The sequence below is a fragment of the Clavibacter sp. GW821-FHT01D01 genome, from assembly GCF_059422605.1.
This window is the reverse complement of sequence record NZ_JBWKXC010000003.1, coordinates 281,236-303,191: the sequence shown is the minus strand read 5'-3', so window position 1 is coordinate 303,191 and position 21,956 is coordinate 281,236. Positions and strand designations below refer to the sequence as shown.

Genomic DNA, 21,956 nt, shown 5'->3' with positions numbered 1-21,956 from the left:
GGCAGAGAGGCCGCTCCCCGTGCTCCCACCGCTCCCGGACGACGCCGTCACCATCGGCGCCGCGGCCGACGACTGGCGCGCCGCCGTGCGCCTCGCCGGCGACGCGCTGGTGCGATCCGGCGCGGCCACGGCCGACTACGCCGACGCCATGATCCGGGTGATCGAGGAGTTCGGCGCCTACGTGGTCATCGCGCCCGGCCTCGCGCTCGCCCACGCGCGTCCCGGGCCGGAGACGCTGGAGGACGGCCTGGCGGTCGTCGTCCTGCGGGACCCCGTGCCCTTCGGCCACGCGCACAACGACCCGGTCGACGTCGTCGTCGGGCTCTCGGTCACCACGGTCGACCGGCACGTGTCGTCCGTCGCGGACCTCGCCAACATCTTCAACGACGCCACCGCCATCCCGCGGCTGCGCGCCGCCACCACCACCGACGAGGTCCGGCGCATCATGGCCGGCGAGGAGAGCGCATGAAGGTCGTCACGATCTGCGGCGTGGGGATCGGCACGTCCGGGATCCTCAAGGTCAACGCCGAGCGGGCGCTGGCCCGCCTGGGCATCGAGGCCGACGTCACGGCGGCCGACCTGGCGAGCGTGGGGACCGTCGCGGAGGACGCGCAGGTCATCCTCACGTCGCCCGAGCTGGTCGACCGCATCGGCGCCACCTACGCGGACGTCGTCGTGATCGACAACTACTTCGACCTCGAGGAGATCTCGGCCAAGCTCGACGCCGCGCTGGGCTGATCCGTCCCGGTCGGCCGTGCCGTCCCGGTCGGCCGTGCCGTCCCGGTCGGCCGTGCCGTCGGGGCGAGTTCTGGCGTCCCGGCCCGGTCATGGTCCGGGACCACGGCCTCGTCCCCGGGCCCTCCCCGTACGACCGCCACGGCCGCGGCGACGAGGGCCGCCGCCACGATGACGGCGGCCGCCGTCAGGGTCGCGGCGGACGGCGCCGTGACGGGCTCGGCCCGCAGCGCCTGCACGGCCACCAGCGCGACGACCGCGAGGTACGCGGCGGCGGCGATCGCCGTCAGCCGCACGCGCACGCGGTCCGGCGCGAGCGCGGGGATCCGGCGCCCGGCCGCGCCGAGGACGAGCGCCGCGACGGGCAGGAGCTGCAGCGCGTGCATGCCGACGAAGTGGGGGATCCGCAGGTCGCCCCCGGTCGTGCTCCAGCCGAGGACCGCGAGGCCCGCGCCGCCGTCCGGCCCGCCGACCGTGTGCGCGCCCGACACCCCGTGGAAGTCGGCGAGCTGCGCCGCGGTCGGCGACGTCATCAGGTAGGCGAGGCCCATGCCCACGAGTGCGATCGCGGCGCCGGCGCGGATGCCCAGGGTGACGGCGGGATCCGGGAGCCGCAGCCGGAGCACGGCGAGGGTCGTGAGGAACGTGCAGAGGTACAGCACCGTGATCGAGACGGCCATCACGGCCCACAGCGCCGTGGCGAGGGGCGTGGCGACGAGGAAGTGGCTCGTGGTGCCGGCCGCGGCGGCGCCGACGATCACGGCCTGCTCGACGAGGAGCGCGACCGCGACGACCGTGCCGAGGCGGTGCGCGGCGACGCGGTGCCGGGGGAGCCGCGCGATGAGCCAGGCCCACGAGACGGCGTAGACGAGGATCGACAGGGAGAACTTCGCCGGCTTGTCCCACACGGGCGCTCCCGTGACGATGCGGTCGTCGACCATCCGCCCGACGACGCTGACGGCGGCGAGCACGAGCATGACGACGGCCACGGTCATCAGCGGCCGGTGCCAGGCGTACGCCCGGTGGATCATGCCGCGCCGCCCGTCGCGCCGGCACGGCCGGGCATGGAGACGGTGGCCTGGGCGACGCGTCGGAGCCCCGCGGCGAGCTGGTCGCCGAGCACCGTGCCGACGACCATCAGCTCGGCCATGGCGGTGCGGTCGGCCCGGTGCCGCACGGCGTCGAGGTCGGCCGCGGCCTGGATCCCTGCGGCCTCGGCGTACCGCGCGAGGTAGCCGTCGTCCATGCGGTGCCCCGAGCGCTCGAAGGCGTCGACGGCGCGCGCGGCCTGCGCGCGTCCCGCGTGGCCCTCGAGCACGCACCAGCCGGCGTGCTCGGTGGCGGCGTCGACGCGCGCGAGCGCCTCGGCCGGGGGAGCCTCGATCGGCGGTGGTCCGGGCGTGAGGGCGTCCTGCGCGACCGCGAAGACGTCCTGCACCTGCCGGGCGTCGTCGTCGAGCACAGCGAGCACCTCGCGGGCCCGCGCGACGGGCAGCCGGCCGACGTCGATGAGGGCGCGGATCAGCCGCACGCGGCGGGCGTGCTCGTCGTCGTAGTCGGTGCGGTTGTCGCTGATGCGGGTGCCCGCGGGCAGGAGGCCCTCGCGCACGTAGTACTTGACCGTGGCGGGGGCCACTCCCGTGGCGGCCGCGAGCTCGGTGATGCGCATGCCGCGAGGCTAGCGCACTGATAGCGCTACTACCAGTGCGGGCGAGGCGAGACTCGCGGGCCCGGCGCGGCCCGCGGATCCGTCTCCGTCAGAGCTCGAGCAGCGCGGGAACGGCCTGCGCGAGGTCGGCGACGATCGCGCGGGCCGCGTCGCGGCGCTCCGCGACGGTGCCGTCGGTGCTCTGCGCGTCGAGGTAGACCTTGATCTTCGGCTCCGTGCCGCTCGGGCGCACGATGAGGCGCGCCCCGTCGCCCAGGTGGAATCGGAGCACGTCGCTCGGCGGCAGGTCGGCCGAGCCCTCCGCGAGGTCGTCCATGCGCTCGACCCTCCGCGACCCGATCGACGCGGGCGGCGACTGCCGCAGCTTCGCCATGATGCGCGGGATTACCGCGAGGTCGGTGACGCGCACCGAGATCTGGTCGCTCGCGAAGGAGCCGAAGCGCTCGGCGAACGCGCGGTCGTAGTCGTCGATGGTCTGGCCGCGGGACTTCAGCAGCAGGACGCCGTGCAGCACCGCGACGGCGGCCGAGATGCCGTCCTTGTCGCTCGTGATCCACGGCGCCACGAGGTACCCCAGGGCCTCCTCGTAGCCGTAGACGAGGTCCGGCACGCGGCTGATCCACTTGAAGCCCGTGAGCGTCTCGCGGTACCCGAAGCCGAGCTCGCGCGCCACGACCTCGAGGGCGGGCGAGGAGACCAGGGACGACGCGAACGTGCCGGTGCCGCCGTCGGCCGCGTAGCGCTCCGCGATGCCGAGGCCGAGGAGCATGCCCACCTCGTTGCCGGAGAGCCGCCGCCAGGCGCCGTGCTCGTCGGCGATCGCGACGGCCAGCCGATCCGCGTCGGGGTCGTTGGCGATGATGAGCTCCGCGTCCGACTCCACGGCCGCCTGGAACGCCAGGTCGAGCGCGCCCGGCTCCTCCGGGTTCGGGAAGTCGACGGTGGGGAAGTCGGGGTCGGGATCCGCCTGCGCGGCGACGAGCACCGGCCGCTCGACGCCCACCGCGTCGAACACGCGCGCCGCCGTCTCCCACCCGACGCCGTGCAGCGGCGTGTAGACCCAGGTGAGCGGCGCGAGCGGGGCGGCGAACAGGGCCGCGGTCTCCTCCACGTAGGAGTCGACGAGCGACTCCGGCGCCAGGGAGAAGTCGTCGGCGACGGGCAGCTGCTGCACCGTGCGCTCACCGGCGGCCTTGTGGATGAAGGCGGTGATGTCGCGGTCCGCGGGGCTGACGATCTGGGCGCCGTGGTCCTCGTCCCCGAGGTAGACCTTGTAGCCGTTGTCCCGGGCCGGGTTGTGCGAGGCCGTGACCATGACCCCGGCGCTCACCGCGAGGTGCTTGACGGCGTACGCGAGCACGGGCGTCGGCAGCGCGCGGGGGAGCAGCACCGTGCGCACGCCCGCGCCGGCCATGATCCGCGCGGTGTCCTCGGCGAAGACGCGCGAGTTGTGCCGGCCGTCGTAGCCGATGACGATGCTCGGGCGGGGGCTGCGGCTGCGCAGGTAGTCGGCGAACCCGGCCGCCGCCTGCGAGACGAGCACGCGGTTCATGCGGTTGGGTCCCGCCCCCAGCTCGCCGCGGAGGCCCGCGGTGCCGAACTGGAGGCGCGTCTGGAACCGGTCGCGGAGGCCGGCCGCCGCCTGCTCCCGGTCGGCCGCGGAGATGGCGGGCACCGACCCGTCGAGGGCGGCGAGCAGCTCGTCGACCTCGGCGCGGGTGACCGGATCCGGGTCCTGGGCCTGCCAGGCGCGCGCCGCGGCGACCAGCGCCGACGTCTCCTCGCGGCTCACAGGGCGCCCACGATGCGGGCGAGGATCCCGCCGATGCGGCCCTCGGCGGCGCGGCCCGCCTCGATGACCTCCTCGTGGCTGAGCGGGGTCTCCTGGATCCCCGCGGCGAGGTTCGTGATGAGCGACATGCCGAGCACCTCCATGCCCGCCTCGCGGGCGGCGATGGCCTCGAGCGCGGTCGACATGCCCACGATGTGCCCGCCGATGGCCTCGGCCATGCGCACCTCCGCAGGCGTCTCGTAGTGCGGGCCGCGGAACTGGCAGTAGACGCCCTCGTCGAGGTCGGGCTCGACCTCGTGCGCGATGGCGCGGAGCCGCGCGGAGTAGAGGTCGGTGAGGTCGACGAACGTGGCGCCCTCGAGCGGCGAGTCCGCGGTGAGGTTGATGTGGTCGCTGATGAGCACGGGCGTGCCCGGCGTCCAGTGGCGCCGGATGCCGCCCGCGCCGTTCGTGAGGATCATCGTGGTGGCGCCGGTCGCCGCCGCGGTGCGGACGCTGTGCACGACCCGGCGGACGCCGTGGCCCTCGTAGTAGTGCGTGCGCGCGCCGATGACGAGGGCGCGCCGGCCGGACGGCAGGAGGATGCTGCGCAGCGACCCGACGTGCCCCTCGAGGGCGGGCTTCGAGAAGCCGACGACCTCCGTGGCCGGGATGGTGGCGGTGGTCTCGCCGAGGAGGTCCGCCGCGCGCCCCCATCCGCTGCCGAGCGTGAGGGCGATGTCGTGGCGCTCGACGCCCGTGAGCTCGGCGATCTGCCGGGCCGCCTCGCGCGCGATCTCCTGGGGGTCGGCGTCGGGCGCCTCGAGGGGGTTGCTGTAGGTCATCCCCCGATCCTAAATGCGCGCCTCGGCGCGGTCCGGGCCGCCGCGGCCCCGGTTCGCGCGGGGGGCGCGGCCTGCGGGATGATGTGCGCATGGGATACGAGTTCGAGGCCACGCAGAGGATCGTCGTGCTCGGAGGCGGTCCCGGGGGATACGAGGCCGCGATCGCCGGCGCGCAGCTCGGCGCCGAGGTGACGCTCGTGGAGCGCGTCGGCGTGGGCGGCTCCGCCGTCATGACCGACGTGGTCCCCTCGAAGACCCTCATCGCCACCGCCGAGGCCACGAACGCGCTCGGCGAGGCAGCCGACCTCGGCGTCCAGTTCTTCTCCCGCGGCGAGCAGAGCCGCCGCCCCGTCCGGCCCGAGGTGGCCGTCAACCTGCAGGCGGTCAACGACCGGCTCCTGCGCCTCGCGCGCCAGCAGTCCGAGGACATGAAGTCGAGCCTCATCCGCGCGGGCGTGCGCATCGTCCAGGGCGAGGGGCGTCTCGACGGCCCGAACCGCGTCGTCGTCTCCACGGGACGCGGCGGCGGCGGCACCGACTTCGACGAGATCGACGCGGACACCACGGTCATCTCCACGGGTGCCAGCCCCCGCATCCTCGACACCGCGCGACCCGACGGCGAGCGCATCCTCACCTGGACGCAGCTCTACACGATGGACTCGGTGCCCGAGCACCTCATCGTCGTCGGATCCGGCGTCACCGGGGCCGAGTTCGCCTCCGCCTACACGGCGCTCGGCGCGAAGGTCACGCTCATCTCCTCCCGCGACCAGGTCCTGCCGGGCGAGGACGCCGACGCGGCCCGCGTCATCGAGGACGTCTTCACGCGCAACGGCATGACCGTGCTCTCGAAGTCCCGTGCCGAGTCGGTCGTGCGCGACGGCGACCGCGTGGTCGCGACGCTGACCGACGGCCGCGTCGTCGAGGGCAGCCACTGCCTCATGGCGGTCGGATCCGTGCCGAACACCGCCGGGATCGGCCTCGAGGAGGCGGGCGTCCAGCTGAGCGACTCCGGCCACATCCGCGTGAACCGCGTGGCGCGCACCTCCGTGCCGAGCGTCTACGCGGCCGGCGACTGCACCACGTTCCTGCCGCTCGCGTCGGTCGCGTCCATGCAGGGCCGCACGGCGGTTTACCACGCGATGGGCGACGCCGTGAGCCCCACCGAGCTCCGCAACGTGACCTCCAACATCTTCACGCAGCCGGAGATCGCCACGGTCGGCTGGTCGCAGAAGCAGATCGAGGAGGGGCTCGCGCAGGGCGACATCTACAAGCTGCCGCTCGCCTCGAACCCCCGCGCGAAGATGCAGAACGTCAAGGACGGCTTCGTGAAGCTGTTCGCGCGCACCGGCTCGGGCACGGTCATCGGCGGCGTGATCGTGGCGCCCAAGGCGAGCGAGCTGATCTTCCCGCTCGCGCTCGCGGTCGAGCACCGTCTCACGGTCGACGACGTCGCCCGGGCGTTCACGGTCTACCCGTCGCTCTCCGGGAGCATCTCCGACGCCGCTCGCGCCATGCACATCGTGCTCTGACGCTCCCGCGGCCCGCGCGGCCCGCAGGCGACGACGGCCGGTCCCCGCGGGGGCCGGCCGTCGTCGCGTGGTGCGGGATCAGACGATGTCGAGCAGGCGGTGCCCGGACGGCACGGTCTGGCCCACCTCGGCGGCGAGGCCCGTGACGGCGCCGTCGCGGTGCGCCGTGAGGGGCTGCTCCATCTTCATGGCCTCGAGCACGACGAGCAGGTCGCCCTTGACGACCTGCTGGCCCTCCTGGACGGCGAGCTTCACGACGGTCGCCTGCATGGGCGACGTCACGGATCCGCCGCCGGAGGTGTCGACCGCGCCGCCCTGTTTGCGCCGGGCGGGCGCCGCGGCACCCCGGCGCGAGGTCGCGGCACCGGCCGCGGGGGCCAGGTCCTCGGGGAGGCTCACCTCGATGCGCTTGCCGCCCACCTCGACGACGACCGTGCGGCGCGCGGGCGCCTCCCCGGCATCCGCGAGGGCACCGGACCAGGGCTCGATGTCGTTGTCGAACTCGGTCTCGATCCAGCGCGTGAAGACCGCGAAGGGCGCGCCGTCCGCCGGGGCGAAGGCCGGGTCGCGCACGATGGCGCGGTGGAACGGCAGCACGGTCGGCAGGCCCTGCACCTCGAACTCGTCGAGGGCGCGGCGCGAGCGCTCGAGGGCGTCCTCCCGACTGGATCCGGTGACGATGAGCTTCGCGAGCAGCGAGTCGAACGCGCCGGAGACCTCGTCGCCCGCGCGGACGCCCGAGTCGACGCGCACGCCGGGACCGCCGGGCGCCTGGAACACGTGCACCGGACCGGGGGCGGGGAAGAAGCCGCGGCCCGGGTCCTCGCCGTTGACGCGGAACTCGAAGGAGTGGCCGCGCGGCGCCGGGTCGTCGTAGTCGATGAGGCCGCCCGCGGCGATGCGGAACTGCTCGCGCACGAGGTCGATGCCCGTGACCTCCTCGGAGACGGGGTGCTCGACCTGCAGGCGCGTGTTGACCTCGAGGAAGGAGATGGTGCCGTCCTGCGCGACGAGGAACTCGCACGTGCCGGCGCCGACGTAGCCGACCTCGCGGAGGATCGCCTTCGAGGCGGCGTAGAGCTGCGCGTTCTGCTCGTCCGTGAGGAACGGGGCCGGCGCCTCCTCCACGAGCTTCTGGTGGCGGCGCTGCAGCGAGCAGTCGCGGGTGGAGATGACGACGACGGTCCCCGCGGAGTCCGCGAGGCACTGCGTCTCCACGTGGCGCGGGCGGTCGAGGTACTTCTCGACGAAGCACTCGCCGCGGCCGAAGGCGGCGACGGCCTCGCGGGTGGCGGACTCGAACAGCTCCGGCACCTCCTCGCGGGTGCGGGCGACCTTGAGGCCGCGGCCGCCGCCGCCGAACGCGGCCTTGATGGCGACGGGGAGGCCGTGCACGTCGACGAAGTCGAGCACCTCGGCGGCCCCGGACACCGGGTTCAGCGTCCCGGGCGCCAGCGGGGCGCCCACCCGCTCGGCGACGTGGCGCGCCGTGACCTTGTCGCCGAGCTGCTCGATGGCGCTCGGCGACGGCCCGATCCAGATGAGGCCGGCGTCGATGACCTGCTGGGCGAAGTCGGCGTTCTCGGCGAGGAAGCCGTAGCCGGGGTGCACGGCGTCGGCGCCGGAGCGGCGGGCGATGGAGAGGATCTTGGCGATGACGAGGTAGGTGTCGGCGCTCGTCTGCCCGTCGAGGGCGTAGGCCTCGTCGGCGAGCGTCACGTGCAGCGCGTCGCGGTCCTGGTCGGCGTAGACGGCGACCGACCCGATCCCCGCATCCCTCGCCGCCCGGATGATGCGGACGGCGATCTCGCCCCGGTTGGCGATGAGGACCTTGTTCACACGCGTCATGGGACCCCAGCCTAGGGTCTGGGATGCGCCCGGCTTCGGAGGGTCGCCACAAACATGCGGCCCTGGCGGGTACGCGCGCCCACAACAGGTCGTCGGGATCCCGCCCCTGGCATGATCGACCCATGACGGCACCCGCTCCGGACGACGACGACGCGCGAGGCGCCGCGGCCGACCTCGCCGAGCTCCTGCGGGCCACCGTCGCGGAGCTCCAGGCCCGCGGCGCGCCGGACGAGGCGCTCGCCGAGGTGCGCGTCCCGCGGTCCATCGGCCCCCTCAAGCGCCAGCCGCGGATGGTGCCCGTCGGCCGCGCGTGGCGGCTCGGCGTGCTGCTGCTGTCGGCCGACGGGTCCCTCCGCCGCACCGGGAGCATCACGCGCGCCGTCGAGCCGACCAGGTCGCAGGGTCTCGACTCCGGCGTCGAGGCGCGCAAGGAGGCCCGGCGTCGGGCGGTCCGCTCCTTCGAGGAGGGCGACGCCGTCGACTACGACTGGGAGCCCGTCGACCTCGACGCGGCAGCGCTCGCCCGCGGTTCCGGGCCCCTGTCGCTGCGGGGGCGCGAGCTGCGCGTCCAGTGGGGGCCGAACGCCCACGAGACCCGGCCGCTCGCGGCGTACCTGACCGACCGCATCGAGGTCCTGGGCATGGGCTGAGGCCCCTCGGCGTCAGACCAGGCGCGCCTCGACGGCGCCCGCGCGGTTCCAGAGGTCGGTCCACCCCAGGCCGAGCTCGCGCACGAGGCCGCGGAGGGTCGGCAGCGACAGACCGACGACCGTGCTCGGGTCGCCCTCGATGCGCTCGATGAACGCCGCCCCGAGGCTGTCGATGGTGAAGCTGCCCGCGACCAGGAGCGGCTCGCCGGTGGCGACGTAGGCGTCGATCTCCCCGTCGGAGACGTCGTCGCGGAACCGCACCTCGGCGACGGCGGCGCGTCCGACGCCGCGCACGATGCGCCCGTCGGCGACCTGGATCAGCCAGTGGCCGGAGTGGAGGCGGCCCTGCCGGCCGCGCTGGGCGCGCCAGCGCTCCGTGGCGCGCTCGGCCGTGTGCGGCTTGCCGTGCACCACGCCGTCGATCTCGAAGGCCGAGTCGCCGCCGAGCACGAGGCCCGTGAGGGGAGCGCCCGCGACGAGCTGCCCGACCACGGCCTCGGCCTTGGCCCGGGCGAGCAGCTGGACCATGTCCACCGGGCCGAGCGGCCCCTGGCGCGCCTCCGCGGCGGCGACGGCGGCGGGCTCGTCGACCTCGGAGGGCAGCACGACGGGCTCGATCCCCGCGGAGCGCAGGAGGGCCAGGCGGGCGGGGGACGTCGAGGCGAGGTGCAGGCGCGTGGGCATGCGGACATGGTGGCACGCGCCCCGGACGACGCCGGGCGCGGCCCGTGTGCGGACGCCGCGCCCGCGTGTGCCAGGGTTGCGGGATGGGTGAGCAGGTGGGCCGCGAGGTCGAGGTGGACGTGACCAACATGGCGCACGGGGGAGTCTCCGTCGCCCGGCACGACGGCCGGGTGATCTTCGTCTCGGACGCGATCCCGGGCGAGCGGGTCCGGGCGCGCATCACGGAGGACGCGAAGAAGTCCTTCTGGCGCGCCGACACCGTCGAGGTCCTCGACGCGTCCCCGCACCGCCGCCCGCACGTCTGGGCGGAGGCCTCCGTCGACCGCGCGCCCGAGGACCGGGTGGGCGGCGCCGAGCTCGGCCACATCGCGCTGGCCCACCAGCGCGAGCTGAAGCGGCAGGTCGTCGTGGACTCCCTGTCCCGCATGGCGGGGGTCGACCGCGACGTCGAGGTGCAGGCGCTGCCGGGCGACGACGAGTCCGACGGCCTCGGCTGGCGCACCCGCGTGAGCCTCCACGTCGACGACGACGGCACGGTCGGCCCCTACGCCTCGCGCTCGCACCGCGTCATCCCCGTCACGTCGCTGCCGCTCGCCACCGAGGGCGTCAACGGCGCCGCGCCGTTCGGCCAGCGCTTCCCGGGCGTCGAGGGCATCGACCTCGTCGCGCCCGCGGACGGCCACGTGCGCATGCTCCTCATCGACGGCAAGCCCCAGCGCCGGGACACGATCACGGAGCGCGTCCGCGACCGCGAGTTCCGGCTGGAGGCGGGCGGCTTCTGGCAGGTGCACCGCCGCGCCGCCGAGACGCTGTACGACGCCGTCCAGTCCTCCATCGACGAGGCCCTGTTCGACCCGCGGGCCGCCAACCTCGACCTGTACGGCGGGGTCGGGCTGCTCGCCGCCGCCGTGGGCGACCGCTTCGGCGACACCGTCCGCATCACGAGCGTCGAGAGCGACGAGGTCGCCACCGAGTTCGCGGGGGACAACCTCGCGGAGTGGGTGGGCGCCGCGTCCCTCACGGCGCGCGTGGACCGCTACCTCCAGGGGCTGGCGCGCACGGCGAGTCCCGCCGAGCGCCGCCGCCTCCAGGGCGCGACGGTCGTGCTCGACCCGCCGCGCGCGGGCGCCAAGAAGGTCGTCGTCGACGCGCTCGCGGAGCTGCACCCGGCCCAGGTCGTCTACGTGGCCTGCGATCCCGTGGCGCTCGCCCGCGACGTGTCGCTCTTCGCGGAGCGCGGCTACGAGCTCCGGTCGGTGCGCTCGTTCGACCTCTTCCCGCACACCCACCACGTCGAGAGCGTCGCCGTCCTGGTGCCCGCCGCCTCCTGACCGGGCCCTCCGCGGCCTCGGGAGCCGGCCGGTCGGGCGATACAGTGTCCTCGGGGACCGTCGGCGAACGACGGCAGAGGCGATGACGGGGGAGCCGGATGACCGAGACCACGCAGGGACCCGCTCCGGCGGCCGAGGGCCGTCCACCCGTCCGGGTCGCCGTGGTCGACGACCACGAGTCGGTGCGCCTCGGCCTCAAGGCCGCGTGCCTCGACGCCGGGTACGACTTCATCCTCGCCGCGGCGGACGCGCGCGAGCTCGTCGAGGGGCTCGTCGGGCGCGAGTGCGACGTGGTCGTCCTCGACCTGTCGCTCGGCGACGGCTCGACGGTCACCGACAACGTGAAGGCCGCCCAGGGCACGGGCGCGGCCGTCCTCGTCCACAGCATCGCCGACCGGGTCGCGAGCGTCCGCGAGGCGCTGGCCGCCGGCGCCGCGGGCGTGATCCCCAAGTCGTCCGCCACGCAGACCGTGATGGCGGCCATCGCCACGGTCGCGCGCGGCGACGTGCTCAACAACCTCGAGTGGGCCACCGCCATCGACGCCGACCGCGACTTCGCGAAGGCCCAGCTCGGGCGCCGCGAGCGCGACGTCCTGCACCTCTACGCGTCCGGCCTGCCGCTGAAGCTCGTGGCCCAGCAGCTCGGCATCGCGAACAGCACGGCGCGCGAGTACCTCGACCGGATCCGCGTGAAGTACGTCGAGGTCGGCAGGCCCGCGCCCACCAAGGTCGACCTCCTCCGCCGCGCCGTCGAGGACGGCATCCTCCCGGGACTGGACCAGGACGGCGGCGATGCCCGCTAGGCCACCGGCCAGCGCGCCGCGTCCCGCGGCACCCGTCACGCGCGCCCTCGCCGGCGCGCCGCCGCGCACCCCCGGCAACCCCATCAGCCTCGCCCGCATCGAGACGATCCTCGGCCGCGGTGCGGGCGCGTTCGGCCTGCTCTTCGCCCTCCAGTCGGTGCAGGTCATCAGCCAGCAGCTGGACGTCATGCGCCCGGCCTGGAGCATCGCGTTCCTGACGGCCTTCTTCGGGGGCCTCGTCTGGACGTGCGTCGCCGGCGCCATCCGCCGCGGCGTCGTGCCGGCGCATGCGACCGTCGCCCTCGTCTTCGTCGTCGCGCTCGCCACGTGGCCGTTCGCGATCGAGCCGGCGACCTACGCGACCACGCCGCAGCCGTTCCTGTACCAGGAGCTCACGGTCGCGACGACGTGCGCCGCCATGGCGTTCCGGCTCTGGATCGCCGTCCTCTACACGGTCGCCGTCCCCCTGTCCCTCGGCTTCCTCGAGGTCCTCGTGCGCCAGGGCGTCATCACGCCCCTCGACTCGTTCCTGCAGGTCCTGTACTCGATCATCCTCGGCGGGTCCGTCCTGATGCTCGTCACGGTGCTCCGCCAGGCCGCGCTCGGCGTGGACTGGGCGCAGGGGACGGCGCTGACGCGGTACTCGCACGCGGTGCGGCAGCACGCCACGGAGGTCGAGCGCGTGCAGGTCGACGCGATCGTGCACGACAGCGTCCTCACGACCCTGCTCTCGGCGGCGCGCACCGTGGACCCGGCCGCGCGCGCCCTCGCCGCGACCATGGCCGCGAACGCCATGGGGCACCTCGCCGCGGCGGAGCAGGGGACGGACGACGACGCCTCCGTGCCGCTCCGCGCCGTGACCAAGCGCATCGTGGACGCGGCCTCCGCGCTCTCCGCCCCGTTCGTGCTCGAGACGCGCGACCTCGGCACGCGCACCGTGCCGGTCGCCACGGCGGAGGCCGTCTACTCCGCGGCCGTGCAGGCGATGATGAACAGCCTCCAGCACGCCGGGACCTCGGCGGAGACCATCACCCGCCGGCTCGTGATCTCGGGCCACGGCGACGAGGGGGTGGCCATCGACGTCGTCGACGACGGCGCGGGCTTCGACCAGCGCCGCATCCCCACGGAGCGCCTGGGGCTGCGCGTGTCCATCAAGGAGCGCGTCGCGCAGGCCGGCGGCCTCGTGACCATCGAGTCGGCGCCGGGCGAGGGCACCGCCGTGCGGATCCGCTGGCCGGCGCCGGGAGGCGCCGCGGCGTCCGCGCCCGCCGTCCCGCCGATCCCCGGCGACGTCGTCCCGGACGCGGCTGCCGCGCGTCCGCAGGCACGCCCCGAGCGGGCGGGGGACCGCGCATGATCGTCGTCCCGCGCTCCATCATCCTCGGCCTCGCGGCCCTGTTCTCCGCGTACCACGTGGTCCTGGCGCTGGTCGCGATCGCGGCCCCCGCGGATCCCGCCGTCACCCTCGTCGCGGTCGCCCTCTACCTCGTCGCGACGACGATGAGCCTCTGGCCGACCAGCCCCACGGTCATGCCCGTGTGGCTCGCGGCGTTCAACCTCGCCGTGGCGACGGTCGTCCCGGTGCTCGTGACGAGCCAGCTCACCGCGGGCTCGGTCCCGTCGTTCTCGACCTGGCACGTCGCGGCGGTCGGGACGCTCATGACCATCACGTCCGCCCGGCGGCGGCAGGGGTTCGCCTGGGCCGGCATCGTCATCCTCGCGGTGCAGATGGTCCTCTGGACGGGCCCCGCGGGCCTCGTCGACTTCGGCGTCACGGGCAGCGCGCTCTGGGTCGCCATCTCCCACGTCCTCGCCCACGCGCTGGCCAAGGCCGCGCGGGACGCCCGCCAGTTCCACCGCGCCGAGCGCGAGGCGGCCGACTGGCAGGCCGCGCAGGAGGCGCACCTCTACGAGCGCCAGTTCCGGCTGCGCCAGACGAGCCGCATGGCGGTCCCGATGCTCCGGCGCATCGTGGAGACGGGCGGCGACCTGTCGCCGGAGGAGCGGCAGGAGTGCCTCTACCTGGAGGGCGCCATCCGCGACGAGATCCGCGGCCGGACGCTGCTCAACGACGCCGTCCGCGAGCAGGTGATGCTCGCGCGCCGGCGGGGCACGGTCGTCACGCTCCTCGACGAGGGCGGCATCGACGACCTCGATGACGCGACGCGCGACGTCGTGCTCGACCGGCTGGCGGAGGCCGTGCGGGACACCCGCGCGGACAAGATCATCGCCCGCACGGTGCCCGAGGGCTCCGACACGGCGATCACCGTGGTGGGACTCAGCGTGGCCGGCGACGGCAGCGCGAGCCTCCTGGGGAGCGACGACCTGGACGACGAGGTCGACCTCTGGCTCGAGATCCCGCGCCCGCGCGGCTGAGAGCGCCCGTCGAGGCGGCTGGCGCTGCCGATGAGCGTGCTGCCGGGCAGGCGCTGCCGGCGGGTGGTGCTGAGAGGCGCGGGGCCGGTGCCTGCACCGTCCGCCTCCGCGCCTCTCCGGTCATCCCGATGACCCGAGCACCAGGATGATCCGCCCCCTTGGCGTCGTCTGCTCACCACAGTTGGACGACGCCTGTTGACCGACCCGCGATGCGGGTCCCCCAGCAGGACGAGTCTCACGGAACGGGAGGGGCGGGCCAAGTCGGCAAATGGGGGGACACGGCCCGCCGGGCCGGACGGCTCCGATCAGGCCGAGAAGCCGCGCCAGCGCCCGGCGCCGGGGACGAGCGTCCCCCGGACGCCGCGCTGGGACCGCTGCCACGCGTCGGGCGCGCGTCGCACGGGCTGCTCGGCCGCCGGCTGTGCGGCCAGCGCCACGAGGACGGCGGTCGCCGCGGCGAGCTCCTCCTCGGTGGGGGAGCCGCCGACCACGCGGACGCCGCCGATCGCGGCGTCCGGCGCGTCGGGGCCGGGGGCGGAGGGCGCGTCGCTCACAGCGGGATGTTCCCGTGCTTCTTCGGCGGCAGGCTGGCCCGCTTGGTGCGCAGCGCCCGCAGGGCCTTGATGACCGAGGCGCGCGTGGCGGCGGGCTGGATCACGTTGTCGAGCTCCCCGCGCTCCGCGGCGAGGAAGGGGCTCGCCACGTTGTACGTGTACTCGTTGGCGAGTCGCGTGCGGACGGCGGCGACGTCCTCGCCGGCGGCCTCCGCGCGCTTGATCTCGCCCCGGTACAGGATGTTGACCGCGCCCTGGCCGCCCATCACCGCGATCTCGGCCGTCGGCCATGCGAGGTTGATGTCGGCGCCGAGCTGCTTGGAGCCCATGACGATGTACGCGCCGCCGTACGCCTTCCGCGTGATGACGGTGACGAGCGGCACGGTGGCCTCCGCGTAGGCGTACAGGAGCTTGGCGCCGCGGCGGATGACGCCCGTCCACTCCTGGTCGGTGCCGGGCAGGTAGCCGGGCACGTCGACCAGGGTGAGGATCGGGATGGAGAAGGCGTCGCAGAACCGCACGAAGCGGCTGGCCTTCTCGCCCGCCTCGATGTTGAGGGTGCCCGCCATCGCGTTCGGCTGGTTCGCGACGATGCCGACCGAGCGGCCCTCGACGCGCGCGAAGCCGACGATGATGTTCGGCGCGAACAGCGGCTGGGTCTCGAGGAACTCGCCGTCGTCGACGACCAGCTCGATGATGGCCTTCATGTCGTACGGCTGGTTCGGGCTGTCCGGGATGATCGTGTCGAGCCGCAGGTCCTGCGCGGTGATCTCGAGGTCGGCCGTGCGGGGGAACTCCGGCAGCTCGGCCAGGTTGTTGTCCGGCAGGAAGCCGAGGAGGGTGCGCGCGTAGTCGAGCGCGTCGTCCTCGTCGCTCGCGAGGTAGTGCGAGACGCCCGAGACGCGGTTGTGCGTGAGGGCGCCGCCCAGCTCCTCGAAGCCGACCTCCTCGCCCGTGACGGTCTTGATGACGTCGGGACCCGTGACGAACATGTGGCTGGTCTTGTCGACCATGATCACGAAGTCGGTGAGCGCGGGGGAGTAGACGGCGCCGCCCGCGGCCGGGCCCATGATGAGCGAGATCTGCGGGATGACGCCCGAGGCCCGCGTGTTGAGCCGGAAGATCTCCCCGTACTTGCCGAGGGCGACGACGCCCTCCTGGATGCGCGCGCCACCCGAGTCGAGGATGCCGATGATGGGCACGCCCGTCTTGATGGCGAGCTCCATGACCTTGATGATCTTCTCGCCCGCCACCTCGCCGAGGGAGCCGCCGAAGATCGTGAAGTCCTGCGAGTAGACGGCCACCTGGCGGCCGTTGACGGTGCCGGTGCCGGTGACGACCGAGTCGCCGTAGGGGCGCTTCGCATCCATGCCGAAGGCGTGCGTGCGGTGGCGGACGAACTCGTCCAGCTCGACGAAGGAGCCGTGGTCGAGGAGCTGGTCGATGCGCTCCCGGGCGGTCATCTTGCCGCGCGCGTGCTGCTTCTCGATGGCGGCCTCGCCGCTGGCGGTGACGGCCTCGTGGTAGCGCCTCTTCAGGTCGGCGAGCTTCCCGGCGGTCGTGTACATGTCCGGGGCGCCGGCGTCCTCGTCTGGCTCGTGTGCAGTCACCCGCCTCACTGTACCGGCGGCCATGGGCCCCGCCGTTGTAGGGACCGCACAGAAGGCGGCGCGTCCCGGGTGCGGTCTCCTCCTGATCCGGTCGCTACGGTGACGGCATGGACCTCCCGCTCAGCCGCCTCGCCGCCCCGCGCCTCGTCGCCCTCGACACGGTCGGCTCGACCAACGACGAGCTGTCGCGGCGGGCGACGGCGGATCCCTCCGCCTGGCCCGACGGCTCCGTCCTGCTGACGCTCGACCAGACCGCCGGGCGCGGGCGGCGGGGACGGACGTGGGTGGCGCCGCCCGGTCGGACGCTCGCGGTGAGCGTGCTCTGCGCGCCGGGACGCACGGACCTCGACCCGGGCTGGCTGCCCCTCGTCGCGGGCCTCGCCCTGGTGGCGACGCTGCGCGAGGTCGTCCCGGCGCCCGCTGAGGTGACGCTGAAGTGGCCGAACGACGTGCACGTGGACGGGCGGAAGGTCTCTGGGATCCTCGGCGAGCTCGTCGCCCCGGGCCGGGTCGTCCTCGGGACGGGGCTCAACCTCACGCTCGAGGAGCGGGACCTGCCGACCGCCACCTCCACGTCCCTCCTGCTGGCGGGCGTGCGGAGGCCGGACGTCGACGGGATCCTCGCCGCGTACCTCGCGGCGTTCCGCACGCGGTACCGGGCGTACGCCGCCGCCGACGGCGACGCGCGGGCGGCCGGCCTCGTCGACGAGCTGGGGCGCACGTGCGCGACGATCGGGCGGGACGTCCGCGTCGAGCTGCCGGGCGGCGGGGAGCTGCTCGGGCGCGCGACCGGGGTGGACGACGACGGGCGCCTCACCGTGGAGTCCGCCGGGGATCCGGCCGTCACGTCTGTCGCCGCCGGGGACGTGACGCATCTGCGGTATCAATGAGGCATGGCGCACACGGGTGACACGCAGCGGTACGCACCCGGGGAGGGCGGTCGGGCGCTGCCCGTCCGCGGCGGACGCCGGGCTCGTCGGAGGGCCGAGAAGGAGGAGCGCCGGCGCATCGCCGACGACGAGGCGGCCCGCCTGACGTCGTCGCACGTCGTCGATCCGCGCCTCGGCCGGCCCGTCGCCCCGCCCGCCGCGCCGCCCCAGCAGGTGGTCGCCGCCGACCCGGAGCGCGTCCTCGTCCGGCTCCGGCCGCACGGGCGCGCCCTCACCCTCCCGGTGCTCCTGCTCCTCGCGATCTGCCTCGCCGCCGGCTACTTCGGCGCGTGGTTCCCGGAGCCGTGGGAGAACATGCTGCTGCTCGTGTCCCTCGCCGGCGTGGGCGTGTTCGTCACGGTCCTGCCGGTGCTCGTCTGGCTCAACCGCCGCTACATCGTCACGACCCGCCGGCTCGTCGTCTCGCACGGCTTCTTCGTGCGCACGCGCCAGGAGCTCCTGCACTCGCGCGGCTACGACGTGACGCTCCGGCGCGGACCGCTGCAGCACCTGCACCGCAGCGGCAACGTGACGATCAACGCCGGGCTCGAGGCCCCCGTGGTCCTCCGCGACGTCCCGTCGGCCGGGCTCGTCGTGCAGGCCCTGCAGGACCTCATGGAGGAGAACGCCAACATGGTCGCGGAGCGGCGCCGTCAGGAGGAGTCGCGTCGCGGGCGCCCGGGGGACGCCGCATGGCGGCAGCAGGACGAGGCCCGGTCCGCGTGGCCGGACGACACCCAGCCCTGGCAGCGGTCCTGACCGTCCGCCGGATAGCGCCCACGCGGCCACCGGCTCGGCGCCGGGGTGGCGATGCCCGCGGCTCCGGCGGCTCCCGCGGCGGCCGCGGCTAGGGGACCGCGATCCGCTCCGGCTCCGCGGCGTCCTGCGCGAGAGGCGCCGCCGTGCGGGACGCGTCGGAGGACCGTGCGTCGGAGTCCCGCGCCGCGGCCGCGTGGCGACGCGCCGGGGAGTACACCCACTGCCGGTACAGCACGAAGCGCACCGCGGATCCGAGCCCCAGGCCGATGACGTTCGCGGAGACGTTGTCCGCGAGCGGGGACGTGAGCCCCAGCACGTAGTGCGAGACGTAGAGGCAGCCGAGGCCGATGGCCATGCCGACGAGGCTCACGGCGAGGAACTCGAGCGCCTCCCGGCCGCGCCGTGCGGTGCGGTCGGCCCCGAAGGTCCAGTACCGGTTGCCGACCCAGTTCACGGCGATCGCGACGACGGTGGAGGCGGCCTTCGCGAGGATCGGTCCGGCCTCGACGGCGTCCGGGTGGAAGACGGTCGCGCGCAGCAGGTTGAAGACCCCGAGGTCCACCAGGAAGCCCAGGCCGCCGACGAGGCCGAAGCGGGCGATCTGGATGCCGAGCGACGCGAGGGAGCGGCGGGGGGACATGGGCGGGGTCCGTCCTGGATGGGGGAGGATGGCGGGTGGCGTGACGGACGATGCTACCGGCTGGTGGCGCGACGGCTGTCGCGCCGACGCCCGTAGGCGCCCTCGGGCCCCCCACCTTCGCAGAGGAGCACACCATGACGCCCATCGTCGGAGTCGTCGGCGGCGGCCAGCTCGCCCGGATGATGATCGCCCCCGCCGTGGAGCTCGGCATCGGGATCCGCGTGCTCGCCGAGGCCGACGGCATGTCCGCGGCCCTCGCCGCGACCGCCGTCGGCGACTACCGCGACCTCGACGCGGTCCGCGAGTTCGCGCGCGGGGTCGACGTGATCACCTTCGACCACGAGCACGTGCCGCAGCACGTGCTGCGCGCGCTCGTCGCCGAGGGCGTCGCGGTGCACCCCGGGCCGGACGCCCTGATGGTCGCCCAGGACAAGCTCCTCATGCGCGAGCGCCTGGAGCAGCTGGGCGTCCCGGTGCCGGTCTGGGCGCGCGTCGCCGACCGCGCCGCGCTCGCCGCCTTCCTCGCCGACAACGGCGGGGTCGCCGTCGTGAAGACGCCGCGCGGCGGATACGACGGGAAGGGCGTGCGGGTCGTGCGATCGGCGGACGAGGCCGAGGACTGGTTCGCCGCGCTCGGCGCCGGTGACGCCCTCCTCGCCGAGGAGCTCGTCGACTACGCCCGCGAGCTCGCCCAGTCCGTCGCCCGCCGGCCCTCCGGGGACATCGCCGCGTGGCCGGTCGTCGAGTCCATCCAGCGGGACGGCGTCTGCGCCGAGGTCATCGCGCCGGCGCACGGGGCGACCCCGCGCCTCCGCGAGGCGGCCGAGGAGATGGCCCGCGGGATCGCGGAGGGCCTCGGCGTCACCGGCGTCCTCGCGGTCGAGCTGTTCGAGACCGTCGACGGCCGCCTTCTCGTGAACGAGCTGGCCATGCGCCCGCACAACACCGGGCACTGGTCGATGGACGGGGCGGTGACCGGCCAGTTCGAGCAGCACCTGCGCGCCGTGCTGGACCTGCCGCTCGGCTCCCCGCGCCCGCTCGCGCCCTGGTCGGTCATGATCAACGTCCTGGGCGGCCCCGAGGAGGGCACCGTCGCGGACCGCTACCCGCGCGCGTTCGCGGACCAGCCCGAGGCGCGCTTCCACTTCTACGGCAAGGAGCCCCGGCCCGGCCGCAAGGTCGGCCACGTGACAGTGGTCGGCGACGACCTCGACGAGACCGCGTACCGCGCCCGCGCGGCCGCCGCGTTCTTCCGGGGCTGACGCGCGGCCGCGCCCGGCCTCCCCGGCGCGCTCCGGCGGCGGCTGCGTGGCGAGGCCGGGCACGCGGGATCCGGCACCTAGCATGGAGCCCGTGAATCCCGACACCCCTGCACTCGTCGGCCTCGTCATGGGCTCCGACTCCGACTGGAACGTGATGGAGAAGGCGTCCGTCGCGCTCGACTCCCTCGGCATCGCCCACGAGGTCGAGGTCCTGTCCGCGCACCGCACGCCCGAGCGCATGATCGCCTACGGGCAGGCCGCGCGGGAGCGGGGGATCCGCGTCATCATCGCCGGCGCCGGCGGCGCCGCCCACCTGCCCGGCATGCTCGCCTCGGTCACGACCCTGCCCGTCATCGGAGTCCCCGTGCCGCTCGCGACCCTCGACGGCATGGACTCGCTGCTGTCGATCGTCCAGATGCCCGCGGGCGTCCCGGTCGCCACCGTGTCCATCGGCGGCGCGGAGAACGCGGGGCTCCTCGCCGCGCGGATCCTCTCGACCTCCGACGCGCGCATCGCCGACGCCCTCGCGCGCCACCGCACGGAGCTCGCCGAGCTCGTCGAGCGCAAGGACGCCGCGCTGCGGCAGAAGGTCTCGTCGCGCGCGTGAGCCTGACCCAGCCCATCCGGCACCCGGACAGCCGGTCGCCGCGGATCATGACCACCCGGGCCTGGTGGCTCGTCGTGCTGAACGTGCTCATCCCCGGATCCGCCCAGGTCCTCGCGGGGAACCGCCGCCTCGGCCGCATCGGCCTCGCCTCCACGCTCGTCGTCTGGGGCATCGCCGTCGTCGTCGGCGGGCTCGCGCTCTTCGCGCGCGGCGCGCTCATCCAGCTCGTGTCCGAGGAGTGGCTGCTCGTCGTCCTGCAGGTCGTGCTCGCGGCCTACGCGGTGCTCTGGGTCGTGCTCGCGCTCGACACCCTGCGGCTCGCCCGCATCATCCGCGTCGCGCCCCGCGCCCGGCCGGTCATCGCGGCGCTCTCCGTGCTCCTCATGGTGGGCACCGCGGGCTCCGCCGCCTACGCGGCCTACGTCGTCGGCGTCGGCCGCGGCGCCCTCGGCGGGATCTTCGGGGACTACGCCAGCGAGGCGCCCGTCGACGGGCGGTACAACATCATGCTGCTCGGCGGTGACGCGGGCAGCGACCGCGCGGGCCTCCGCCCCGACAGCATCACGGTGGTCAGCATCGACGCCGACACCGGGCAGGCCACCATGGTCGGCCTCCCGCGCGACATGGAGGACGTGCCGTTCTCCGACGGCTCGCCGCTCGCGGCGCGGTACCCGGACGGGTACCGGCGCTGCGACGTGGACGCCTGCATGCTCAACTCCATCTACACGGAGGTCGAGGTCTACAAGCAGGACCTCTACCCCGACGCGGTGGAGCGCGGCAGCCTCCCCGGGATCGAGGCGATGCGCGAGGCCGTGCAGGGCGTCACCGGGCTGACGATCCAGTACTACGCGCTCATCGACATGGAGGGCTTCTCCGAGATGGTCGACGCGCTCGGCGGCATCGAGATCGACGTGCAGCGGCGCATCGGCATGGGCTCCGGGCACGACGAGCAGTTCAACCCGGTGCCGATCCCCGAGTGGATCGAGCCGGGGAGGCAGCGGCTCGACGGCTACCACGCCCTCTGGTACGCGCGGTCCCGCTACCAGACCACGGACTACGACCGCATGGCGCGCCAGCGCGAGGTCCAGCAGGCCGTCGTCCAGCAGTTCGACCCCGCCAACGTGCTCACCAAGTTCGACGCCATCGCGGAGGCCGGCCAGCAGGTGGTCAAGACCGACATCCCGCGCGGGATGCTGGGCTACTTCACCCGGCTGGCGCTGAAGACGAAGGGGCAGCCCATCGACGACCTGGAGATCGTGCCGCCCCGGTTCGACTCGCAGGACCCGGACTTCCCGGCCATCCGCCAGGCGATCCAGGACCGGTTCGCGGAGGGCTCCGCGGGCTGACCCGCGCC

General features: G+C 74.5%; 22 protein-coding genes. 13 read left to right on the top strand and 9 right to left on the bottom strand.

Translation table 11 applies throughout. The features are described 5' to 3' along the window. Positions 1 to 19: 19 nt before the first annotated feature. Both AC07VC_RS06955 and AC07VC_RS06950 read left to right on the top strand, forming a co-directional pair. Positions 20 to 469, top strand: a complete 450-nt coding sequence (locus tag AC07VC_RS06955; RefSeq protein ID WP_317228971.1) for a PTS sugar transporter subunit IIA — start codon at positions 20 to 22, stop codon at positions 467 to 469. Next, a complete protein-coding gene (locus AC07VC_RS06950; protein ID WP_317228972.1) occupies positions 466 to 738 on the top strand; it encodes a PTS sugar transporter subunit IIB in 273 nt (90 codons plus the stop codon). Before AC07VC_RS06955 ends, AC07VC_RS06950 begins: the two co-directional genes overlap by 4 nt. On the opposite strand, the gene AC07VC_RS06945 is transcribed toward AC07VC_RS06950, so the two are convergent. From AC07VC_RS06945 to AC07VC_RS06930, 4 genes are all read right to left on the bottom strand, one after another. Beyond that, complete coding sequence (locus tag AC07VC_RS06945) at positions 687 to 1,766, bottom strand: hypothetical protein (protein ID WP_494675384.1); 1,080 nt, start codon at positions 1,764 to 1,766, stop codon at positions 687 to 689. The genes AC07VC_RS06950 and AC07VC_RS06945 overlap by 52 nt on opposite strands. Further along, the gene (locus AC07VC_RS06940; protein ID WP_494675385.1) at positions 1,763 to 2,404 is read right to left on the bottom strand and encodes a MerR family transcriptional regulator; all 642 of its coding nucleotides are present in this window, start codon (positions 2,402 to 2,404) and stop codon (positions 1,763 to 1,765) included. The genes AC07VC_RS06945 and AC07VC_RS06940 overlap by 4 nt, the downstream gene beginning before the upstream one ends. An 88-nt stretch (positions 2,405 to 2,492) precedes the next feature. Further along, positions 2,493 to 4,196 (bottom strand): phospho-sugar mutase, encoded by a 1,704-nt coding sequence (locus tag AC07VC_RS06935; protein ID WP_494675386.1) that lies wholly within the window; start codon positions 4,194 to 4,196, stop codon positions 2,493 to 2,495. Then, positions 4,193 to 5,020, bottom strand: coding sequence for a purine-nucleoside phosphorylase (locus AC07VC_RS06930; RefSeq protein ID WP_317228976.1), 828 nt, complete (start codon positions 5,018 to 5,020; stop codon positions 4,193 to 4,195). The genes AC07VC_RS06935 and AC07VC_RS06930 overlap by 4 nt, the downstream gene beginning before the upstream one ends. Positions 5,021 to 5,109: 89 nt before the next feature. Between AC07VC_RS06930 and AC07VC_RS06925 the strand changes: the two genes are divergently transcribed. Then, positions 5,110 to 6,549 (top strand): NAD(P)H-quinone dehydrogenase, encoded by a 1,440-nt coding sequence (locus AC07VC_RS06925; protein WP_094115357.1) that lies wholly within the window; start codon positions 5,110 to 5,112, stop codon positions 6,547 to 6,549. 78 nt (positions 6,550 to 6,627) lie between these two features. Here AC07VC_RS06925 and AC07VC_RS06920 read toward each other — a convergent pair whose 3' ends face one another. Further along, positions 6,628 to 8,397, bottom strand: a complete 1,770-nt coding sequence (locus tag AC07VC_RS06920; RefSeq protein WP_494675387.1) for an acetyl/propionyl/methylcrotonyl-CoA carboxylase subunit alpha — start codon at positions 8,395 to 8,397, stop codon at positions 6,628 to 6,630. A 122-nt stretch (positions 8,398 to 8,519) separates the two neighbouring features. Between AC07VC_RS06920 and AC07VC_RS06915 the strand changes: the two genes are divergently transcribed. Beyond that, on the top strand, positions 8,520 to 9,047 hold the full coding sequence (locus tag AC07VC_RS06915; protein ID WP_317228978.1) for a hypothetical protein: 528 nt from the start codon (positions 8,520 to 8,522) through the stop codon (positions 9,045 to 9,047). 12 nt (positions 9,048 to 9,059) lie between these two features. Here the strand turns inward: AC07VC_RS06915 and AC07VC_RS06910 are convergent, their stop codons facing one another. Continuing rightward, positions 9,060 to 9,731 (bottom strand): Maf family protein, encoded by a 672-nt coding sequence (locus tag AC07VC_RS06910; RefSeq protein WP_494675388.1) that lies wholly within the window; start codon positions 9,729 to 9,731, stop codon positions 9,060 to 9,062. A gap of 83 nt (positions 9,732 to 9,814) precedes the next feature. On the opposite strand from AC07VC_RS06910, the gene AC07VC_RS06905 reads away from it, so the two are divergent. The 4 genes from AC07VC_RS06905 (at position 9,815) to AC07VC_RS06890 (ending at position 14,241) form a co-directional block, all read left to right on the top strand. After that, the gene (locus AC07VC_RS06905) at positions 9,815 to 11,062 is read left to right on the top strand and encodes a class I SAM-dependent RNA methyltransferase (RefSeq protein WP_317228980.1); all 1,248 of its coding nucleotides are present in this window, start codon (positions 9,815 to 9,817) and stop codon (positions 11,060 to 11,062) included. A gap of 98 nt (positions 11,063 to 11,160) precedes the next feature. Further along, positions 11,161 to 11,865, top strand: coding sequence for a response regulator transcription factor (locus AC07VC_RS06900; protein ID WP_317228981.1), 705 nt, complete (start codon positions 11,161 to 11,163; stop codon positions 11,863 to 11,865). Further along, positions 11,855 to 13,222 carry a sensor histidine kinase gene (locus AC07VC_RS06895; protein ID WP_494675389.1) on the top strand — a complete coding sequence of 456 codons (1,368 nt, stop codon included), beginning with the start codon at positions 11,855 to 11,857 and terminating at the stop codon, positions 13,220 to 13,222. Before AC07VC_RS06900 ends, AC07VC_RS06895 begins: the two co-directional genes overlap by 11 nt. Then, complete coding sequence (locus AC07VC_RS06890) at positions 13,219 to 14,241, top strand: DUF8320 family protein (RefSeq protein ID WP_317228983.1); 1,023 nt, start codon at positions 13,219 to 13,221, stop codon at positions 14,239 to 14,241. The genes AC07VC_RS06895 and AC07VC_RS06890 overlap by 4 nt, the downstream gene beginning before the upstream one ends. A 305-nt stretch (positions 14,242 to 14,546) precedes the next feature. Here AC07VC_RS06890 and AC07VC_RS06885 read toward each other — a convergent pair whose 3' ends face one another. After that, positions 14,547 to 14,795, bottom strand: a complete 249-nt coding sequence (locus tag AC07VC_RS06885; RefSeq protein WP_494675390.1) for an acyl-CoA carboxylase epsilon subunit — start codon at positions 14,793 to 14,795, stop codon at positions 14,547 to 14,549. Continuing rightward, on the bottom strand, positions 14,792 to 16,429 hold the full coding sequence (locus tag AC07VC_RS06880) for an acyl-CoA carboxylase subunit beta (RefSeq protein ID WP_317229179.1): 1,638 nt from the start codon (positions 16,427 to 16,429) through the stop codon (positions 14,792 to 14,794). The genes AC07VC_RS06885 and AC07VC_RS06880 overlap by 4 nt, the downstream gene beginning before the upstream one ends. A gap of 83 nt (positions 16,430 to 16,512) precedes the next feature. Here AC07VC_RS06880 and AC07VC_RS06875 point away from each other — a divergent pair, with 83 nt between their 5' ends. Then, positions 16,513 to 17,295: a biotin--[acetyl-CoA-carboxylase] ligase gene (locus AC07VC_RS06875; RefSeq protein ID WP_494675391.1), complete on the top strand. Its 783-nt coding sequence runs from the start codon at positions 16,513 to 16,515 to the stop codon at positions 17,293 to 17,295. A 3-nt stretch (positions 17,296 to 17,298) separates the two neighbouring features. Next, the gene (locus AC07VC_RS06870; protein ID WP_494675392.1) at positions 17,299 to 18,093 is read left to right on the top strand and encodes a PH domain-containing protein; all 795 of its coding nucleotides are present in this window, start codon (positions 17,299 to 17,301) and stop codon (positions 18,091 to 18,093) included. Positions 18,094 to 18,181: 88 nt separating this feature from the next. Here AC07VC_RS06870 and AC07VC_RS06865 read toward each other — a convergent pair whose 3' ends face one another. After that, positions 18,182 to 18,733: a GtrA family protein gene (locus tag AC07VC_RS06865; protein WP_494675393.1), complete on the bottom strand. Its 552-nt coding sequence runs from the start codon at positions 18,731 to 18,733 to the stop codon at positions 18,182 to 18,184. A 134-nt stretch (positions 18,734 to 18,867) separates the two neighbouring features. Here AC07VC_RS06865 and AC07VC_RS06860 point away from each other — a divergent pair, with 134 nt between their 5' ends. From AC07VC_RS06860 to AC07VC_RS06850, 3 genes are all read left to right on the top strand, one after another. Next, positions 18,868 to 19,995, top strand: a complete 1,128-nt coding sequence (locus AC07VC_RS06860; protein ID WP_494675394.1) for a 5-(carboxyamino)imidazole ribonucleotide synthase — start codon at positions 18,868 to 18,870, stop codon at positions 19,993 to 19,995. A gap of 82 nt (positions 19,996 to 20,077) precedes the next feature. After that, complete coding sequence (gene purE / locus AC07VC_RS06855) at positions 20,078 to 20,602, top strand: 5-(carboxyamino)imidazole ribonucleotide mutase (RefSeq protein WP_494675395.1); 525 nt, start codon at positions 20,078 to 20,080, stop codon at positions 20,600 to 20,602. Further along, complete coding sequence (locus tag AC07VC_RS06850; protein ID WP_494675396.1) at positions 20,599 to 21,948, top strand: LCP family protein; 1,350 nt, start codon at positions 20,599 to 20,601, stop codon at positions 21,946 to 21,948. Before purE ends, AC07VC_RS06850 begins: the two co-directional genes overlap by 4 nt. Positions 21,949 to 21,956 lie beyond the last annotated feature (8 nt).

Coding starts and splice junctions, on each gene's coding strand:
- AC07VC_RS06950 (WP_317228972.1), top strand. CDS start 466: ATGAAGGTCGTCACGATCTGCGGCGTGGGGATCGGCACGTCCGGGATC.
- AC07VC_RS06945 (WP_494675384.1), bottom strand. CDS start 1,766: ATGATCCACCGGGCGTACGCCTGGCACCGGCCGCTGATGACCGTGGCC.
- AC07VC_RS06940 (WP_494675385.1), bottom strand. CDS start 2,404: ATGCGCATCACCGAGCTCGCGGCCGCCACGGGAGTGGCCCCCGCCACG.
- AC07VC_RS06930 (WP_317228976.1), bottom strand. CDS start 5,020: ATGACCTACAGCAACCCCCTCGAGGCGCCCGACGCCGACCCCCAGGAG.
- AC07VC_RS06925 (WP_094115357.1), top strand. CDS start 5,110: ATGGGATACGAGTTCGAGGCCACGCAGAGGATCGTCGTGCTCGGAGGC.
- AC07VC_RS06920 (WP_494675387.1), bottom strand. CDS start 8,397: ATGACGCGTGTGAACAAGGTCCTCATCGCCAACCGGGGCGAGATCGCC.
- AC07VC_RS06915 (WP_317228978.1), top strand. CDS start 8,520: ATGACGGCACCCGCTCCGGACGACGACGACGCGCGAGGCGCCGCGGCC.
- AC07VC_RS06910 (WP_494675388.1), bottom strand. CDS start 9,731: ATGCCCACGCGCCTGCACCTCGCCTCGACGTCCCCCGCCCGCCTGGCC.
- AC07VC_RS06905 (WP_317228980.1), top strand. CDS start 9,815: ATGGGTGAGCAGGTGGGCCGCGAGGTCGAGGTGGACGTGACCAACATG.
- AC07VC_RS06900 (WP_317228981.1), top strand. CDS start 11,161: ATGACCGAGACCACGCAGGGACCCGCTCCGGCGGCCGAGGGCCGTCCA.
- AC07VC_RS06895 (WP_494675389.1), top strand. CDS start 11,855: ATGCCCGCTAGGCCACCGGCCAGCGCGCCGCGTCCCGCGGCACCCGTC.
- AC07VC_RS06890 (WP_317228983.1), top strand. CDS start 13,219: ATGATCGTCGTCCCGCGCTCCATCATCCTCGGCCTCGCGGCCCTGTTC.
- AC07VC_RS06880 (WP_317229179.1), bottom strand. CDS start 16,429: ATGGCCGCCGGTACAGTGAGGCGGGTGACTGCACACGAGCCAGACGAG.
- AC07VC_RS06875 (WP_494675391.1), top strand. CDS start 16,513: ATGGACCTCCCGCTCAGCCGCCTCGCCGCCCCGCGCCTCGTCGCCCTC.
- AC07VC_RS06870 (WP_494675392.1), top strand. CDS start 17,299: ATGGCGCACACGGGTGACACGCAGCGGTACGCACCCGGGGAGGGCGGT.
- AC07VC_RS06865 (WP_494675393.1), bottom strand. CDS start 18,733: ATGTCCCCCCGCCGCTCCCTCGCGTCGCTCGGCATCCAGATCGCCCGC.
- AC07VC_RS06860 (WP_494675394.1), top strand. CDS start 18,868: ATGACGCCCATCGTCGGAGTCGTCGGCGGCGGCCAGCTCGCCCGGATG.
- purE (WP_494675395.1), top strand. CDS start 20,078: ATGGAGCCCGTGAATCCCGACACCCCTGCACTCGTCGGCCTCGTCATG.